We start from the raw sequence: 17,046 nt of genomic DNA, 5'->3' as shown, positions 1-17,046 counted from the left end.
CAACGTCATTGATTCTAAAACGTTAATTTGGAAAGAAATTTGATAAGTGATATACCGTTGAAAATTCAGCACCTGTACTCATCATAATATTCAAGACTTTGACACCTTTGTGAACGACATGAAAGCCTATTGTATTAAGGTGTAAGAAGAGGTATATTAAGAGTGTAAAGAACATGTGAAACAATTCACAATCACACGAATATAAATGACAACAAGACATCTTAACGCAATGATATTTGTGAAAAGTTTCACAAATTATACATTCAAAAGGAGATGATCCATCATGAGATGGTGGGAAAATCAAAAAGTGAGCGCGGTTTGGACAGTGTTGAGAATTTGGCTGGGAGTTCAATGGCTTGAAGCTGGATGGCATAAGGTGAATGACGGCTTTGATGCAAGCGGCTTTTTGCAGGGGGCTTTGGCTAATGCTACAGGAGATCATCCTGCCGTACAAGGATGGTATGCAGAATTCTTGAAAGGATTTGCTTTGCCAAACGTAGAACTGTTCAATGTCTTGATTCCTTGGGGAGAAATGTTGGTAGGGGTAGGATTGATTATTGGATTCATGACCATTCCGGCTCTTCTCGCAGGTGCATTTATGAACCTGAATTTCTTACTGGCAGGGACTGTCAGCACGAATCCCCTCCTTTACACAGCGGCCATCATCCTCCTTTTTGCAGGTAGAGGTGCCTACTACTGGGGAGCCGACCATTGGATGATTCCCTACCTGAAACAGATGATCACTCAACATGATAGAAGGCACAAGAAGCCAATTATTGTGTGAACGTTTTGGATATGAAAAAGCCCCATGCTGTCACAGCGTGGGGCTTTTTAAAAGCTGAATTCCTCAAACCCGACTTTTTAACTAACGGGATTCACTATTGGTTTTTCTTCACTCGTGCACGCTGGTTTGCAGCGTTCGCCCGGGCTTGTGCTTCCATGTCAGCCTGGTCGGCAAGTTCAGTTGAGAACTCTTCGTCAACACCGTCAGATTTGAGCTGAGCGGGTGTTTGTGGCAGGCTGTTTTTGTTTCCTCTTTTGCTATGGCCGCGTGATCTTCCCAATATCAACATCCCCTTTTGGTTAAAAAATAAAGGTACAGGATCCTTTGGAACCTGTACCTTTATCTTTCTTCAAAGTAAGGGCTTTTAGTTAGGTAATAATTGTCTATCGGTGGGCTTTGGAACTGAAACCGCCTGCACGGTCGGCTGCTTTGAACTCCCTTGAGTATGTTACTTCCTGTGCACTTGATAGAACCGACTTGTTTTTGTCTTTCTTTTTCTTATTATCCATTCCTATGTACATCCCTTCTTTTCAAGATTACTTCTATTTTTGCCGTGAAAAGGAAGGGGCATACCTGTGACTTACTGATAAATATCCTTGAGGGCACTTATCAATTCCGGAAATTGAAATTGAAAACCGTGTTTAGAGAGGACATCCGGTAAGACTCTTTGTCCTTCCAGAACGAGTGCGCTCATTTCACCCATCGCCACTTTTAAAGTAAGTGAAGGGACAGGTATCCAGTGAGGTCTCTCTAGGACCGTTCCAAGTGTCTTTCCGAATTCTTTCATGGTGACGGGAGAAGGGGCGGTGACATTAACCGGTCCCTCAATCCCTTCCGTCTCGGCTACAAAATGCACGGCTCTCGCGATATCTTTGATGTGAACCCATGACATCCACTGTTCACCAGAACCGACCGTCCCCCCGACAAACATTTTATAGGGTAGCGCAATGCGTGGAAGGGCACCTTCGTCCCTGCCGAGAATGATGCCGAATCGCGTATAGGCTACCCGTATACCGATTTGTATGGCTTTTGCTGCTTCCTTTTCCCATATTTGAACGGTTTCCCCAAGGAAATTGTCTGCGGTCTCGGTTGAGGCTTCCGTATACGTATTCGTCTTGGAAGAGGGGTAATAGCCGATGGCGCTTGCATTGATAAGGCAGGCGGGTTTCTCTTTCAGTGCTTTTATGATATTGATGACTTCCCCTGTTGAGTTGATCCGGCTGTTGATGATCCGTTTCTTGCGTTCTTCGGTCCATCTTCCGCTATTGATCGATTCACCGGCAAGATTGATAAATGCGTGAACCCCTTCAAGCATTTCTTCCGGCCTGGCGCCATCTGACAGCCACTTCACATATGTCACTCCTGGCCGCGCCTCATATTTACCCGGATTTCGGGTCAGGATCATCACTTCATGTTGGTGTGTGAGAAGTTCCTCTGTCAGTGCCTGGCCGACAAAACCTGTTCCACCTGTTATGGCGATCTTCATCATCATCCCTCCAGTTATACTTATTATTTTACCTATCTTCAGAATAAAAAACATATGTTGAATGTGTTAGGATTAAGATGAGGTGGAAAAAATGGGTAAGATTACGAAAATAACGAAGCAAGTGAAGAACGATGAGCGTTACAATTTATTTATAGATGGAAAATATTCTTTCAGTGTCGATGAAGCGGTCCTTGCTAAGTTTCAGCTTAGAAAAGGGCTGGAGGTGGATGAGCTCGAGATTTCGGAGCTTCAATATGAAGACGATGTAAAAAAAGCATTCAATAAGGCCATTCAGTATCTGGCCTACAGGATGAGAACGGAAAAGGAAATCCGTGATCACCTGCAGGAAGGGGACCCGGAGGAAGGGGTCATCCAGGAAGTCATTCATAAATTAAATGAGATTAAATACATCAATGATTTAGAATTCGCCCATGCGTATGTCGGTACTCAGATGAATACGGCAGACAAAGGGCCGACTTGGATCCGCGGGGAATTAAGGAGAAAAGGTGTAGGGGATTCCCATATTGAAGAAGCCCTGGCCGCTTTCACACAAGAAAAGCAAGTAGACAAAGCGGTCGCCCTGACAGAAAAGCTCCTTCATAAATACCGAAAAGATTCCAAGATGATTGCCAAGCAAAAGATTGAACAAAACTTGATGAGGAAAGGGTATCCTGGCTCAGTCATGAAAATCGTATGGGAAACCGTCGAATCCGAACGGGATGATGATGAGAGATGGGATGCGGTTTATCATCAGGGGCTGAAGGCTCACAGAAAGCTCAGTTCAAAATACGATGGATATGAGTATGTACAGAAAATGAAGCAAACGTTGTATCGAAAAGGATTTTCTATGGAAGACATTGAAAGGCTGTTAGAAGAATTAAAAGAAAATGAAGAGTGATTTTTTTCATCACTAAAGGGATGGGGAAAGGGAGAGTTCAGTGGAGATAGTTGCGATCCTGTTTGTTGTTGTCACCCTGCCACTTATCATTGGGACAGGGAGAAAGTTCAAGTTTTACGCCGGGGGAATCGTGGTTGGTACTGCCCTGCTATTTCTCATCGGTGAATGGATTATCAAAATGCAAACGGACTTCTATTCATTAGGCAGGCAGGAATGGTACAACCAAGGATTTGCAGAGGATATGGGAAAATGGGTCGTACCATTTTTTCTTCTGGCAGTGGCAATCTTCTTGATCCTGGTCAATATCAGGATGATTCAGCAGTTTTTAAAACGAAAGGATGGAATCCGCTGGGTATGGATCGCCTTTGTCGTAGTCATTGATGTATTCGCATTGTTTTTAGTCCCTATGCTATTATTTTTTGTGGCCTTTATGTTTTTCCCGTTTGCTCCTTAAATCAAGGCAGCCTTCGATTATCGAAGGCTGCCTTTTGTGGTTTATTTTTTTGACTCGATTACGATTTCATCTTTTCCTTGATATTCATTCACGATTGTCTCCGCTACTTCTTTTGGAGAACGCAGTCTGGATGGATCACTGATATGATCACTGTTTTCCCAGAATGGAGTATCCATTCCACCCATATAAGCATTCACGATGTGAAGATTTGAGCCTTCATATTCTTTTTGAAGGCTTTCCCCAAACCCTCTTAGAGCGAACTTACTTGCTACATACAGGGACTCGTTTTTCTTGCCTCTTAGGCCGGCTGTAGAAATGATATTGATGATTGTGCTCTCCTGTCCCAATTTAGGCAGCAGTGCCTTCGTTAACCGGATTGGTCCAAAGGTATTGGTTTCAAACATACTGGTTAACTCATCGTCATTTGACTCCTTGAAAGGTCCGAAATAGCCTACGCCTGCGTTATGTATGAGTAATTCAACATTAAGACCATTAAGGTGATTCCTGCTGAATTGTTGAATGTCATGAGGGGAGCGTAAATCTAACGCTGCAAATGAAACCTGTCCGCCCATGTTTTCAATTTCTGTTCCAGCTTTCTTTAAACGGTCTTCTTTTCGACCAAGCAGGAAGATATGATATCCTTGCTGGCTAAGAAGTTTTCCTAATTCTTTTCCAAGGCCGGAGCCTCCGCCTGTGATGATGGCTGTTTTCATGGTGGTGTCATCCTTTCTGGTGAATGTGATTAGAGGGTTGTCCCGAAGTGCTTGCCTGGTCTACCCCGTCGTCTCCGCTTTTCTTATTGTCCAGCTCCAGCGGCTAGCCCCTCGAGGTCATAAGCCGTGATGGCCAAAAAGGCAAAGAACGCCTTTTCAGCCATCCCGTCTTATGCTTGTCGGGGCTGACCAAGCCGCTTGCGCTTTTCTTATTGTATCATTTTCTCTATACTACTATTAGTAGAGGTGATGAGAATGGAGCAAGAGAGAAGATATAGTGAGATGACGGAGCATGAGTTGAAGCAGGAGATTGCTTCTTTGAAGGAGAAGGCTAGGAAGGCTGAGCAGTTGGGGATTGTGAATGAGTTTGCCGTACTGGAGCGAAAAGCCCTAATGGCGCAGGCTTATTTGATGAATCCTGATGTTTACAAGCCTGGCGGGATTTATGGGATTGAAGGCGATCCCGGCACTTATTTTAAAATTGATTATTTGAATGGAGTATTTGCCTGGGGATACCGACTGGGCGGAGACGGAAAAGAAGAAGCTTTACCCATTTCCCTTTTAGCAGCAGAAAAGAAATAAAGAAGAGGTCCGTCAATAGGGACGGACCTCTGAAGATCTAGGAACGCTTACGTGTCTGGTTTTCCAGAATGATTAAGTCTTGAGTTTGTGTTGTTTGTCCATTTGCCTGGGAATGGGCATGCTTCGGATTGTAGAATGCCTTGTTAAATGGACTGCTGTACTTGTTGCGGTAGAAGTTGTTTTTCATGTTTGCCATCGTGACTACCCCCTAATCAAATTTCACTGTATTAAAGTGAGTCGTGATCTCTTTGTCCAGAAGATTTCATGCGTTCTTGAGGATGGGTGTTGATGGTGCCGTTAGCCCTTTTGGATGCATATTCCGCTTTTGCTCTCGGTTCACCTTCGAATTTATTGTTGTTCATGTTGGGGAACCCTGTCGATTTATTTCGCATAATGTGCCTCCTAAAAGGTGAAATGTACTGACTTATACCGTGAAGAAGCAAAGATTCACAACTAAGCTTAACCACGTACCTTTAGTATGGGTGAAATGGTCGTCATTATCATAAATGTACAAACTAAATATATGGAAAAGGAGGAGACAAAATGGAGTCAACATTCCACGAATTAACACAATTGTTAATTGAAAAAAATAATAAGCTTTCGTATGAGAAAGCGAGGACCTGGATTGAACTCGTGTGGGAAGATTTCGAAGCAACATACGCGAAAGCAGGTTACGATTACAAAGGAAAAGCAGTGACGGAGAAAGTCGTCCGTCAATGGGTCAATACGTATGGTGAACAGATTCATGAATTTGCCGCACAAAACCCGAAATACAAACACCTGATCGACGATAAAGAAGATGATGATCTAGTGCATTAAAGTGATGAGGGACGGACCTTTAAAAGGTCCGTCCCTCACTTTCTTTAATCAATTAAAATGTCGATGTCCACTTTTGAACGGAGTTTTTCTTCGCTGAAGACCCATCCTGTGTAGGAGCTGACGATGTTCAGGTCTTTATCGAGCTGTACCAGGGCCACGAATGGGTAGTGTCCGTTATTTCGATATCGTAGATCGATGAAGCGTACTTCATAATGGTCATCGTATTCATCCACTTCCCAGCGGTAAACGGGGGAAAAGGAGAGGAAGGCTGCCAGGTTCTTATCCTTCCTGGCAGCATCGATGATCGGACTATCAGGAAGCTTCACACGTTGAAATTTATCAAAGATTGTAATCGACCTCCTGAATGCCCGTGCCACATAATAATGCTCTTTCGTTACGATGGCTAACCGCCACTGGAAAAATCGGATCGTCGGGGAAACGATGATTTTCTCGGCATTCGGGATTCTTCGCTTCACCGCATTTTTTACGGCTTTTTGAACTTGGAATCTCAACACATAGTAAGCAAAAATGACAATATACATGACCAAAAAGGTTTTTCCCGGTGGTAATCCAAGGCCCCACAAAATCAAGCCCACTACATGTATTCCAAATATTACAGCATCAAACGTGTTAATGACCCCTAAAGCGACCCATTTCGACGAGATTGGCCTGATGGCCTGGGTCCCATAAGCGTTGAAAATGTCGACAAATACATGGAGGAATACCGCCACAAATGTCCAAATCCATAGATGAAGCAAATCTGCCCCGGGGAAAAACGGATAAAGACATGCGACAATCAAGAGCGGCCAGAGAACGACCGCAGGAATACTGTGAGTAACCCCACGATGGTGACGAATATAAACCGCATTATTACGCAATTTTAACACGGTATCGATGTCAGGTATTTGAGAGCCGATCACTGCAGCGACTAACACACTTTGAGAAGTGGCTGCGCTTTCAGCTACGACGGGGTCTAAAGTAGCCAACCCCCCGAGAGCGAAGCCCATAACAATATGAGTGCCTGTATCCAAAAAAAGTCCTCCCTTGGCTCGCATTTCTAAGATTTGTTTATGACGTATCATTGGTGAACATGATATGGTTAAAAGGAGATTATTTCAATGAAAAACACTTTGCACATACATTTGGAATATGAAATAAAGCAGAATTTAAAACCTCGGTATAAGCAAATTATGACCAATATCGCAGAGACATTACCACAATATGACGCTTTCAACTTCCATTGGGAGAAGGCTGAAGACGATTCGAATCGCTATATCGAAACCTTCGTGGTTCCGACTGAGTCCCATTTTCATGCGTTAAAACGTTTACGGATGTCCCGTCGTCATATATTATTTGGATTATTGGATGAATGTATTTGTGGTGGGTTACAAGAAATAAACCTTGTCTGTTTAAAAACAGAGTACTAATTATTTATTCCCTATTCAATGAAACAATTAACATCCTGGAGGTACAAAATTGATAGAAGAACCACTGAAACACTTACAAACCATCAACCGTGAGGAATTTCAGAAAGATTTGATTTCATGGTTTTCAAGAGAACAACGTGATCTGCCGTGGAGGAATGATCAAGATCCATATAAAGTATGGGTGTCAGAGATCATGCTGCAGCAAACAAGGGTGGATACGGTCATACCTTATTTTAACCGATTCATCGAGAAATTTCCTACAATAGATGCTCTTGCCTCTGCAGATGAAGAAGATGTACTGAAAGCGTGGGAAGGCCTCGGTTATTATTCCAGAGTCAGGAATCTGCAAACAGCTGTAAGAGAAGTGAGGGAAAAATATGAAGGAATCGTTCCGGATACGCCGAAAGAAATTTCTTCTTTAAAAGGGGTGGGTCCCTACACAGCGGGTGCTATTTTAAGTATTGCCTATAGTAAACCTGAGCCGGCTGTAGACGGAAATGTGATGAGGGTATTTTCACGTATTTTATCCATATGGCTTGATATTGCCAAACCCTCCTCAAGAAAAGTGTTTGAAGAAGCAGTAAGGGAGCTGATTTCAAAAGAAAACCCTTCTTATTTCAATCAGGCATTGATGGAACTTGGTGCTCTGATCTGTACGCCGACATCGCCATCCTGTCTGCTTTGTCCTGTACGTGAGCACTGTCAGGCTTTTGAAGAAGGAGTTCAAACTGATCTTCCGGTTAAATCGAAGAAAAAGTCCGCCCGCAAGCTTACTATGGCGGCAGCGATTTTGTTCACGGAAGATGATCGGGTCGTAATCCATAAGCGCCCTGGGAAGGGTCTGCTCGCTAATTTATGGGAATTCCCTAATTTTGAAGTGGGTAATGCAAGCAGTGGCAGGAAGCAATTGCTTCAGCTCATGGAAGAAGAATATAAAGTGGATTGCTCTTTAAAAGCCGGAGTTGTGACAAAGATACAGCATATTTTCTCTCATATCGTATGGGATATTGAAGTGTTTGTCGGATCTGTAGACAGCAACACGCTAGAAGGCAGCGAACTGATTGCGGTTACTCCAATCGAAATGGAAAAGTATGCTTTTCCTGTCTCACACCAGAAAATCTGGCAGGAAACAGGAGCAGGGATACTGCAGAAATAGGAAGGAGCAGCGGGTTCCCCGCTGCTTCTTCATTTCAGTCGTAACTTATCTTCGTACCATGAGTATAATCGGCTTCACCATGCTTCAATCCACCGCGGTTTTCGATTTCTTCGACAATTTCCCGATGAATGGATTGTCCTTCTGCATTCAAATAAGGTACTATTTGTTGTAGTGAATGGTGAAAGAAAGCAAGTTCGCTTTTCTTCCATTCATCTTTTGGAATCATTGAAAGCTCTGTCATATCTCTACCTACATACATAACTCATTCCTCCATTTAACTGATATGTTCTTATTAGTTTGCGTGTTCATGGTCGCTTTATGCTTTGGACCAATTGGAAAATGAAATGAAAGGATGAAGAAACATGAGTCAAAAAGTAGCATTAGTAACAGGAAGCAGCCGAGGTCTTGGAAGGGAAATCGCCATCCAGCTTGCAGAAAAAGGATACGATATCGTCGTCAATTATGCCAGAAGTAAAAAAGGTGCACTTGAAACGGCTGAACAAGTTGAAAAATTGGGACGGGAAGCAATTGTTGTCCGTGCGAATGTCGGTGATGTGGATAAGATCAAATCTATGTTTGAACAAATCAAAGAAGAATTCGGCCGCCTGGATGTATTGGTAAGCAACGCGGCATCAGGAGTATTGCGCCCTGTCATGGAACTTGAAGAGTCACATTGGGACTGGACGATGAATATTAACAGTAAAGCGTTATTATTCTGTGCTCAGGAAGCGGCCAAATTAATGGATAAAGGTGGACGCATCGTGAGCATCAGCTCTTTGGGGTCCATCCGTTATTTGGACAATTACACAACGGTTGGAGTTTCAAAAGCTGCCGTGGAAGCATTGACACGTTATCTTGCCGTTGAGCTTGCACCTCGTGACATCATTGTAAATGCCGTATCAGGCGGCGCAATCGATACGGATGCACTCAAGCACTTCCCTAATCGTGAAGAACTTCTTGAAGATGCCCGCAGTAAAACGCCTGCAGGACGCATGGTCGAAATCGATGATCTTGTAAAGTCCGTCATGTTCCTCGTTTCAGAGGATTCTTCCATGATCAGAGGTCAAACCATCATCGTTGACGGTGGTCGTTCCCTTCTTGTGTAATGGAATGTTTTTCCTGAAATTAATCGAATAGTGAAATCCTCGCTTGGTTATCTTAATAAGCGTGGAGGTGATTACAATGGCAAAACAACCAAACAAAACTCAATCTGGTACAAGCGTTCAACACGTGAAACAACAAAACGCTCAAGCTGGTCAAGCTCAACAACAATTCGGTACTGAGTTCGCTTCAGAAACGACAGCAGCTCAACAAGTAAAGCAACAAAACCAACAAGCAGAAGCTAACAAAGCGAAAGCTTCTGGAAAATACGGTCAACAACAATAATTTCATTGTTCTTGACAGAGAAAGCACCCATTTCGATGGGTGCTTTTTTATTTTTGAGGGACGGACCTCTCAAAACGCAGCTCATAATCATACAAATCCTTATTTAACAACATTTTTAATTGTAATAACCATTTTAAATGGAGGTCCGTCCCTCCATCGACAAAACTTTCACGATTGTGACAGAAATAGTCAAAGGGAATGGGCTTAGGTGGGGAGAATGTGTTAGGAGAGCTTGTTTAGAGGAGTTGGTTGAAGTGATGCAGCAGCGTTTTAATGAGTTGGTTACTGAGCAGTTGGAGACGATGGATAAGTTGTTATATCTTCAGTCTGAGATAGAGCGGTGTCAGGAGTTGGAGAAGGAATTGATCGAGCTTCAGGAAATGACCCGGGTTGAATGCCTGCAGCAGGAAATCCTTTCAAAGAAGAAGGAGCTCAGGGAAATTCAACAAATGTTCCAAAGACAAACAGATGAAGTGATTCTTTCTTATCAGAAGGAACAAAGCAGTGTCACAACGTAAAGGGAACAAGATCCCACAAAGCATTTCATTTATGTTCCCAAGACCACTATAAACCCCATTTTTCAACCTTACAGGGCCATTCTTAAAGGATATTTTCTTTAAGGATAGCCCTTTTGTTTTAAATTTTCTGAGGAAACGTTATAATGATAAAATAGACAAGTATATATAAAGGTAATTCTGAAATGAAAGAAGGGGATACGATGGCGGTTCCCACTGAAGGAAAAGCTGTACAAATACATAGCTTTAAGCATGATGGAAACATTCACCGCATATGGAATGAAACGACGGTCCTGAAAGGAACGACCAATCAGATCATCGGTGGAAATGACCGGACGATGGTGACGGAGTCAGACGGAAGGACATGGATGACCCGAGAGCCGGCTATTTGCTATTTTCATTCGGAGCTATGGTTTAACATTATTTGTATGATTCGTGAGGACGGTATTTATTATTATTGCAATTTAAGTTCACCATTTGTATATGATCATGAGGCGATCAAGTATATCGATTACGACTTGGATATCAAAGTGTTTCCCGATATGACATATACACTGCTCGATGAAGATGAGTACGAAGCTCATCGGAAACTATACGGTTACCCGGATGTGATCGATCATATCCTGAAACGGAATGTAGACAAGCTTGTTCGCTGGATCCGACAAAGAAAAGGGCCTTTTGCCCCTGACTTTATTGATATTTGGTACGAGCGATATTTGACTCACAGAGGGTAACGGAGACTTAAAATTGTATAGGTATCAAAGGGCTGACCCAGTAAGGAGCAACCTGCTCACTTCCAATCAGGATGTGAAGAGGAACAGTGCTGCGTTCCTTACGGGGTCATCCCTTTTTAGTGGGGCAAAATAAATACACACATCTTAGAAAGGAGTAATCACTTGGACAGTATCAAACGGTACCTTCAGTTTGTCAAACCATATAAGTGGCAGATCATAGGTACATTAATCATAGGCATCATCAAATTCACCATTCCTTTGTTAATCCCCATATTAATCAAATATGTCATTGATGACATCGTAGGGGCTAAAGGACTTACAGCCGATGAGAAGACAAGCCAGCTGCTCATGATCATGGGAATCATGCTCGTCCTGTTCCTTCTTGTGAGGCCGCCGGTGGAATATTACAGGCAGTACTTTGCCCAGTGGACGGGTAACAAGATCCTGTATGACTTGAGGGATTATCTTTTCTCACATATTCAGAGACTCAGCTTTAAGTATTATTCGAATACAAGGGCGGGAGAAGTCATTTCAAGGGTCATCAATGACGTGGAGCAGACGAAGAATTTCGTCATCACCGGGCTGATGAATCTTTGGCTGGACGCGGCCACCATTGTGATCGCCCTGTCCATCATGTTCACGATGGACGTATCGCTCACTCTCGTGTCACTCATTGCTTTTCCATTTTACGCCTTCAGTGTCCGCTATTTTTTCGGAAGGTTAAGGGGCTTGACGAGAGATCGTTCCCAGGCGCTTGCAGAAGTTCAAAGTCATTTGCATGAGCGGGTCCAGGGGATGGCTGTCATCAAGAGCTTTGCTGTTGAAGATTATGAACAAAAGCAATTCCAGGATCAGAATCATAATTTCCTGACGAAGGCTTTAAAGCAAACAAGCTGGAATGCCAAAGCGTTTGCGGTGGTCAATACCATCACAGATATCTCACCTTTGATCATCATTGGTTATGCCGGGTTGCAAGTGATCAATGGAGATCTTACAATTGGTACGATGGCGGCCTTCATTGCATATATCGACCGCCTGTATGGTCCGCTCAGACGACTTGTAAACTCATCTACCACTCTGACTCAATCGATTGCTTCCATGGACCGTGTATTTGAATTCATGGATGAAAAGTATGATATCGATGATGAACAGGGAGCAGTTCCGTGTGAAAATGTACAGGGGGATATCAAGTTTAACAGTGTCTCTTTCCGTTATGAATCAGATGAAGAAAGAGTGCTCCGCAACCTTAATTTGGACATCAGATCGGGTGAAACCGTCGCGTTGGTCGGGATGAGTGGCGGGGGTAAATCATCCTTCGTCAGCCTGATACCCCGCTTCTATGATGTAACAGAAGGGGAGATCCTTTTAGACGGCACGGACATCAGGAGGTTTCAGGTCAGATCATTACGAGATAACATCGGGATGGTACTGCAGGACAATATTCTCTTTAGTGAATCAGTCAAGATGAATATTAAGTTCGGTAATCCCGAAGCCACGGATGAAGAGGTCATTGAGGCAGCAAAAGCAGCGAATGCCCATGATTTCATTATGAAACTGCCACAAGGCTACGATACCCGTGTAGGCGAACGCGGCGTGAAGCTGTCGGGTGGGCAGAAGCAAAGAGTGGCGATTGCACGGGTATTCCTTAAGAACCCGCCGATCCTCATTCTGGATGAAGCGACATCCGCCCTTGATTTAGAGAGTGAACACCTCATCCAGGAGTCTCTTGAAATCCTGGCAAAAGATCGAACGACATTTATCGTGGCCCATCGTCTATCCACGATCACTCATGCAGACCGGATCATCCATATGGAACACGGTGAAGTTGTCGAAATGGGAACTCATGATGAGTTGATGTCAAAGCAAGGGCACTACTACAGACTCTTCCAAGTACAACAGCTTGACCAATAAGAATGCAAGTCATGACATATCACAATTCCTGTGATAAATGTCATGACTTTTTTTGTGTTTCTAAAAAACATATCATACTTATTTCAGGTGTGTCGTGAATAAAGTAGGACTAAATAACTTTATATGGAAGGAATGAAAGGATAAATTGGACATATATTGAATTGAAGTGGGAATATCGACTTCTTGTAGAAAAATTCTGAAAATGGATTGCAACATTTGTAACATCTTGTATAATAAGAGACATATAAAATTTAGAAAATAAGCACTATTAAGAAAAGAGAGATAGTTTTGAAGAGGAGGATTTGAATGAGCGAACAGCGTCCTTTACTGAAAGTGGAAGATTTAAGGACCTCCTTTTTTACTGATGATGGAGAAGTTCCTGCAGTCGATGGTGTGAGTTTTCACGTAAATGAAGGGGAAGTGCTTGGGATCGTTGGTGAAAGTGGATGTGGGAAAAGTGTGACATCCCTGTCGATCATGGGTCTCGTTCCAAAACCACCAGGGAAAATCGTCGGTGGAAAAATTCTTTATAAAGATGAAGACTTGACACAGGCATCCGAGAAGCGGATGAGAGATATCCGGGGCAATGACATAGCGATGATTTTCCAAGAACCGATGACATCGTTAAACCCTGTTTTTACCATAGGTGATCAATTAACCGAAGCAATACGCATACATACGAAAGTAGGAAAGAAACAAGCAAAGGATAAGGCAGTCGACATCATGAAGATGGTAGGTTTGCCGAGATCTGAAGAATTGATAAAGGAATATCCTCACCAATTGTCCGGAGGGATGAGACAAAGGGTCATGATTGCCATGGCAATGGTGTGCGATCCCCGCGTCCTGATTGCAGACGAGCCGACAACGGCACTGGATGTAACGATCCAGGCCCAGATTTTAAAATTGATGAAGCGATTAAATAAAGAACTGAACACAGCCGTCCTCTTGATCACACATGATCTGGGGGTTGTGGCGGAAACATGCGAACGGGTTGTTGTAATGTACTCAGGCAAGGTGGTGGAAGAGGGCACCGTTGAAGAAATCTTCAAGAACCCTCAGCATCCTTACACGAAAGGCCTGATACAATCTGTACCTGACATGCGTATCAAACAGCAGCGGCTGCACTCGATTCAGGGGAATGTACCCAAGCCTGGATCGATCAAGACCGGCTGCCGCTTTGCAGCCCGCTGTGATGCTGCATTCGATCGCTGTTTAGTGGAAACACCGGAATTATATGAAACATCACAAGGACATTGCACACGATGCTTCCTGTTCGATGAAGTGGAGGAGGGAGTTTATGACGGAACCGTTGCTAAAGGTTGAGAATCTTAAGAAACACTTCCCTATCACAGGGGGAATCCTCGGACGACCTGTCAGCTCTGTTAAGGCAGTGGACGGGGTATCTTTCACGGTGAATAAAGGAGAAACCCTTGGGATCGTAGGGGAAAGTGGCTGTGGGAAATCGACGACGGGCAGGATGCTCATGAGACTCATCGATCCATCCGACGGAAAGGTGACCTTCGAGGATCGGGAACTTACGAGTCTATCAAACTCGGAGATGAGGAAAGTTCGCCGGGAAATGCAAATGGTCTTTCAGGATCCCTTCGCATCCTTGAACCCAAGACATACGGTAGAGAAGATTCTCGAAGAACCCCTAAAGGTTCATGGAATGGGTTCAGCAAAGGAAAGAAAAGAAAGGGTTCATGAACTTCTCAATATCGTCGGCTTGAGCAGCTACCATGCCAAACGCTATCCACATCAATTCAGTGGAGGGCAAAGGCAGCGGATCGGGATCGCAAGGGCACTCATGACGAAGCCGAAACTCATCATAGCCGATGAGCCTGTGTCTGCCCTTGACGTCTCCATTCAGTCACAGGTATTGAATCTAATGCAGGATTTACAAAAAGAATTCGGACTCACCTATATCTTCATTGCACATGATCTGGGTGTAGTCAGACATATAAGCGACCGGGTGGGTGTGATGTATCTCGGGAAAATGGTAGAGCTCAGTAATAGTGAGAACCTCTATGAAAAGCCCCTTCATCCATACACCCAGGCGCTTCTGTCGGCGGTCCCGGTACCGGATCCGGGTTTCAAAAGGGAAACCATTCTCTTACAGGGGGACATCCCGAGTCCATCCAATCCACCGAGCGGCTGCACATTCCATACCAGGTGCCCGCATGCAACAGATATATGCAAACAAAAAGTGCCGGAATTCAAGGAACACCAACCAGGGCATTATGTAGCTTGTCATCTTTACTAGAAGACAAGTCTCATAAGTATATAAACAATATTCAGGAGGGGATTTAGTTGAGGAAAAAAAGATGGTCAATTTTAATGCTGCTCATCCTGCTCGTATCATCCGCGCTTTATGGATGTGGAGGAGATGAGAAATCTTCAGGAGACGGCGGCAAAAGCGGAGATAATGGAGATCCAAAAGTACTGATCTTCGGTCGCGGGGGAGACTCTGTAGGTCTTGATCCAGGAACAGTGACTGATGGTGAATCATTTAAAGTAACGAAAAACATCTTCGAAACTCTTGTGAAATTCGGAGAGCAGGATACAGAAGTAAACCCGGGATTAGCTGAAAAGTGGGAAGTATCCGATGATGGGTTAACGTACAAATTCATGTTGCGCGAGGGAGTGAAATTCCAGGACGGTACAGATTTCAATGCAGATGCCGTTGTGAAGAACTTCGAGCGCTGGATGAATGGAAATGCAGATCAGTTCCCTTACTACGGTTCCATGTTTGGCGGTTTCAAGGGCGATGAAGGTCATGTGATCAAAGAAGTGAAAGCGGCTGACGACATGACGGTCGAATTCGTATTAAAGCGTCCTCAAGCACCATTCTTGAAAAATATTGCCATGAGTCCATTCGCGATCGTAAGTCCTAAAGCGATTGATGAACTCGGAGACAAGCTTGCTGAAGCTCCGACAGATGCGGGGACTGGTCCCTTCAAATTTGTTGAGTGGAAGCGTAATGACAAAATCGTCATCGAGAAAAATGAAGACTACTGGAACAAAGATTTACCAAAATTAGATCAAGTCGTGTTCAAATCGATCCCTGAAAACTCAGCTCGTCTGAATGCGCTGATTTCAGGTGAAATCGACCTTGCCGATGGTGTGAACCCAAGTGATGCAAGTAAAGTCGAAGGTGATGACAACCTGCAATTATTCGAACGTCCATCCATGAACGTTGGTTACCTAGGTTTAACATCAACTCGCGAGCCATTTGATGATCCCAAGGTGCGTCAAGCTGTGAACTATGCGATCAATAAGCAGGCAATCATTGACGCCTTCTTCGAAGGAAAAGCAGAAATGGCTAAAAATCCGATGCCTCCGGTTATTGCCGGATATAATGATGAGGTAGAAGCTTATGAATACAATCCTGAAAAAGCAAAAGAACTTCTTGCCGAAGCTGGATTGAAAGATGGTTTCAAGATGGAACTTTGGGCAATGCCTGTACCACGTCCTTACATGCCGGATGGTCAAAAGGTAGCAGAAGCGATGCAAGCTGACTTAGCTGAAGTGGGCATTAAAGCCAAAATCGTATCTTACGAGTGGGCGACTTACCTTGAAAAAGCGAAAAACGGGGAAGCTGACGCATTCTTACTAGGTTGGACAGGGGATAATGGAGACGCTGATAACTTCCTTTATGTCCTTCTTGACCAAGACAATATCGGAAGCAACAACTACTCTTACTACAAAAACGATGAAGTACACAAAATCCTGATCGACGCTCAAACAGAAGTAGATCAAGCGAAACGTGAAGAACTGTACAAGAAAGCCCAGGAAATCATCCACGAGGATGCTCCGTGGGTACCACTTGCTCACTCTACACCATTACTCGCAGGAAGTGCAGCTCTTAAAAACTTCAAACCGCATCCAACCGGCTCAGACTGGTTAGGCGCTGTTGACATGGAGTAATAAGTAACAAACCAAAGGGGAGACATCGACGATTTCTCCCCTTTGTACATAGAAAAGCGGAAGCGGCTTGAACAGCCCCGACAAGCATAAGGCGAGGTTGCACAAAAGGCGGTCTTTGCCTTTGGGGCAAGATTGACTTATGACCTCGAGGGGCTAGCCGCTGGAGCTGGACAAGAAGAAAAGCGGAAGCGGCTTGAACAGCCCCGACAAGCATAAGGCGAGGTTGCACAAAAGGCGGTCTTTGCCTTTGGGGC

At 44.0% G+C, this 17,046-nt stretch carries 23 protein-coding genes; 15 read left to right on the top strand and 8 right to left on the bottom strand.

Annotation, left to right across the window (positions count from 1 at the left end):
• Positions 1-283 precede the first annotated feature (283 nt).
• The gene (locus tag NQ095_RS15045; protein WP_258264276.1) at positions 284-784 is read left to right on the top strand and encodes a DoxX family protein; all 501 of its coding nucleotides are present in this window, start codon (positions 284-286) and stop codon (positions 782-784) included.
• Between the two features lie 94 nt (positions 785-878).
• On the opposite strand, the gene NQ095_RS15040 is transcribed toward NQ095_RS15045, so the two are convergent.
• The 3 genes from NQ095_RS15040 to NQ095_RS15030 all read right to left on the bottom strand — a co-directional run bounded on the left by NQ095_RS15040 (position 879) and on the right by NQ095_RS15030 (position 2,270).
• The gene (locus tag NQ095_RS15040; RefSeq protein WP_375162846.1) at positions 879-1,073 is read right to left on the bottom strand and encodes a YfhD family protein; all 195 of its coding nucleotides are present in this window, start codon (positions 1,071-1,073) and stop codon (positions 879-881) included.
• Between the two features lie 94 nt (positions 1,074-1,167).
• Positions 1,168-1,293 carry a YfhE family protein gene (locus tag NQ095_RS15035; protein ID WP_079531092.1) on the bottom strand — a complete coding sequence of 42 codons (126 nt, stop codon included), beginning with the start codon at positions 1,291-1,293 and terminating at the stop codon, positions 1,168-1,170.
• A gap of 71 nt (positions 1,294-1,364) precedes the next feature.
• A complete protein-coding gene (locus tag NQ095_RS15030; protein ID WP_258264431.1) occupies positions 1,365-2,270 on the bottom strand; it encodes a TIGR01777 family oxidoreductase in 906 nt (301 codons plus the stop codon).
• 91 nt (positions 2,271-2,361) lie between these two features.
• Here NQ095_RS15030 and recX point away from each other — a divergent pair, with 91 nt between their 5' ends.
• Positions 2,362-3,168: a recombination regulator RecX gene (gene recX / locus NQ095_RS15025; RefSeq protein WP_258264274.1), complete on the top strand. Its 807-nt coding sequence runs from the start codon at positions 2,362-2,364 to the stop codon at positions 3,166-3,168.
• A 40-nt stretch (positions 3,169-3,208) separates the two neighbouring features.
• Positions 3,209-3,622: a hypothetical protein gene (locus NQ095_RS15020; protein ID WP_258264273.1), complete on the top strand. Its 414-nt coding sequence runs from the start codon at positions 3,209-3,211 to the stop codon at positions 3,620-3,622.
• Positions 3,623-3,663: 41 nt separating this feature from the next.
• Here NQ095_RS15020 and NQ095_RS15015 read toward each other — a convergent pair whose 3' ends face one another.
• Positions 3,664-4,335, bottom strand: a complete 672-nt coding sequence (locus NQ095_RS15015; protein WP_258264272.1) for an SDR family NAD(P)-dependent oxidoreductase — start codon at positions 4,333-4,335, stop codon at positions 3,664-3,666.
• Positions 4,336-4,590: 255 nt separating this feature from the next.
• Here NQ095_RS15015 and NQ095_RS15010 point away from each other — a divergent pair, with 255 nt between their 5' ends.
• Entirely contained in the window at positions 4,591-4,917 is a 327-nt protein-coding gene (locus NQ095_RS15010; RefSeq protein WP_258264271.1) for a YfhH family protein, read from the top strand.
• Positions 4,918-4,954: 37 nt separating this feature from the next.
• On the opposite strand, the gene NQ095_RS15005 is transcribed toward NQ095_RS15010, so the two are convergent.
• Together NQ095_RS15005 and NQ095_RS15000 are read right to left on the bottom strand one after the other, a co-directional pair.
• A complete protein-coding gene (locus tag NQ095_RS15005; RefSeq protein WP_082051311.1) occupies positions 4,955-5,113 on the bottom strand; it encodes a YpzG family protein in 159 nt (52 codons plus the stop codon).
• 31 nt (positions 5,114-5,144) lie between these two features.
• A complete protein-coding gene (locus NQ095_RS15000) occupies positions 5,145-5,309 on the bottom strand; it encodes a small, acid-soluble spore protein K (RefSeq protein WP_034762570.1) in 165 nt (54 codons plus the stop codon).
• Between the two features lie 151 nt (positions 5,310-5,460).
• Here NQ095_RS15000 and NQ095_RS14995 point away from each other — a divergent pair, with 151 nt between their 5' ends.
• Entirely contained in the window at positions 5,461-5,736 is a 276-nt protein-coding gene (locus tag NQ095_RS14995) for a YfhJ family protein (RefSeq protein WP_034762572.1), read from the top strand.
• 44 nt (positions 5,737-5,780) lie between these two features.
• On the opposite strand, the gene NQ095_RS14990 is transcribed toward NQ095_RS14995, so the two are convergent.
• Positions 5,781-6,767 (bottom strand): metal-dependent hydrolase, encoded by a 987-nt coding sequence (locus NQ095_RS14990; RefSeq protein WP_258264270.1) that lies wholly within the window; start codon positions 6,765-6,767, stop codon positions 5,781-5,783.
• Positions 6,768-6,854: 87 nt separating this feature from the next.
• On the opposite strand from NQ095_RS14990, the gene NQ095_RS14985 reads away from it, so the two are divergent.
• Entirely contained in the window at positions 6,855-7,163 is a 309-nt protein-coding gene (locus NQ095_RS14985; RefSeq protein ID WP_258264269.1) for a hypothetical protein, read from the top strand.
• Positions 7,164-7,212: 49 nt separating this feature from the next.
• Positions 7,213-8,319 carry an A/G-specific adenine glycosylase gene (mutY, locus tag NQ095_RS14980; RefSeq protein WP_375162845.1) on the top strand — a complete coding sequence of 369 codons (1,107 nt, stop codon included), beginning with the start codon at positions 7,213-7,215 and terminating at the stop codon, positions 8,317-8,319.
• 34 nt (positions 8,320-8,353) lie between these two features.
• Here mutY and NQ095_RS14975 read toward each other — a convergent pair whose 3' ends face one another.
• Complete coding sequence (locus NQ095_RS14975) at positions 8,354-8,578, bottom strand: hypothetical protein (protein ID WP_258264268.1); 225 nt, start codon at positions 8,576-8,578, stop codon at positions 8,354-8,356.
• 103 nt (positions 8,579-8,681) lie between these two features.
• On the opposite strand from NQ095_RS14975, the gene fabL reads away from it, so the two are divergent.
• The 8 genes from fabL (at position 8,682) to NQ095_RS14935 (ending at position 16,792) form a co-directional block, all read left to right on the top strand.
• On the top strand, positions 8,682-9,425 hold the full coding sequence (gene fabL, locus NQ095_RS14970) for an enoyl-[acyl-carrier-protein] reductase FabL (RefSeq protein WP_258264267.1): 744 nt from the start codon (positions 8,682-8,684) through the stop codon (positions 9,423-9,425).
• A gap of 76 nt (positions 9,426-9,501) precedes the next feature.
• The gene (locus NQ095_RS14965; protein WP_258264266.1) at positions 9,502-9,705 is read left to right on the top strand and encodes a gamma-type small acid-soluble spore protein; all 204 of its coding nucleotides are present in this window, start codon (positions 9,502-9,504) and stop codon (positions 9,703-9,705) included.
• A 257-nt stretch (positions 9,706-9,962) separates the two neighbouring features.
• Positions 9,963-10,223, top strand: coding sequence for a YgaB family protein (locus tag NQ095_RS14960; RefSeq protein WP_258264429.1), 261 nt, complete (start codon positions 9,963-9,965; stop codon positions 10,221-10,223).
• A gap of 200 nt (positions 10,224-10,423) precedes the next feature.
• Complete coding sequence (ntdP, locus tag NQ095_RS14955; protein WP_258264428.1) at positions 10,424-10,954, top strand: nucleoside tri-diphosphate phosphatase; 531 nt, start codon at positions 10,424-10,426, stop codon at positions 10,952-10,954.
• Positions 10,955-11,116: 162 nt separating this feature from the next.
• Complete coding sequence (locus NQ095_RS14950) at positions 11,117-12,865, top strand: ABC transporter ATP-binding protein (RefSeq protein ID WP_258264265.1); 1,749 nt, start codon at positions 11,117-11,119, stop codon at positions 12,863-12,865.
• A 306-nt stretch (positions 12,866-13,171) separates the two neighbouring features.
• Positions 13,172-14,188, top strand: coding sequence for an ABC transporter ATP-binding protein (locus NQ095_RS14945; protein WP_258264264.1), 1,017 nt, complete (start codon positions 13,172-13,174; stop codon positions 14,186-14,188).
• Positions 14,163-15,128 (top strand): ABC transporter ATP-binding protein, encoded by a 966-nt coding sequence (locus NQ095_RS14940; RefSeq protein ID WP_258264263.1) that lies wholly within the window; start codon positions 14,163-14,165, stop codon positions 15,126-15,128. Before NQ095_RS14945 ends, NQ095_RS14940 begins: the two co-directional genes overlap by 26 nt.
• 74 nt (positions 15,129-15,202) lie before the next feature.
• Positions 15,203-16,792, top strand: a complete 1,590-nt coding sequence (locus NQ095_RS14935; protein ID WP_258264427.1) for an ABC transporter substrate-binding protein — start codon at positions 15,203-15,205, stop codon at positions 16,790-16,792.
• Positions 16,793-17,046: the final 254 nt, after the last annotated feature.

It is taken from the genome of Rossellomorea sp. SC111 (assembly GCF_024733565.1).
Classification (GTDB): domain Bacteria; phylum Bacillota; class Bacilli; order Bacillales; family Bacillaceae_B; genus Rossellomorea.
This window is presented reverse-complemented; position numbering and strand designations above follow the sequence as displayed.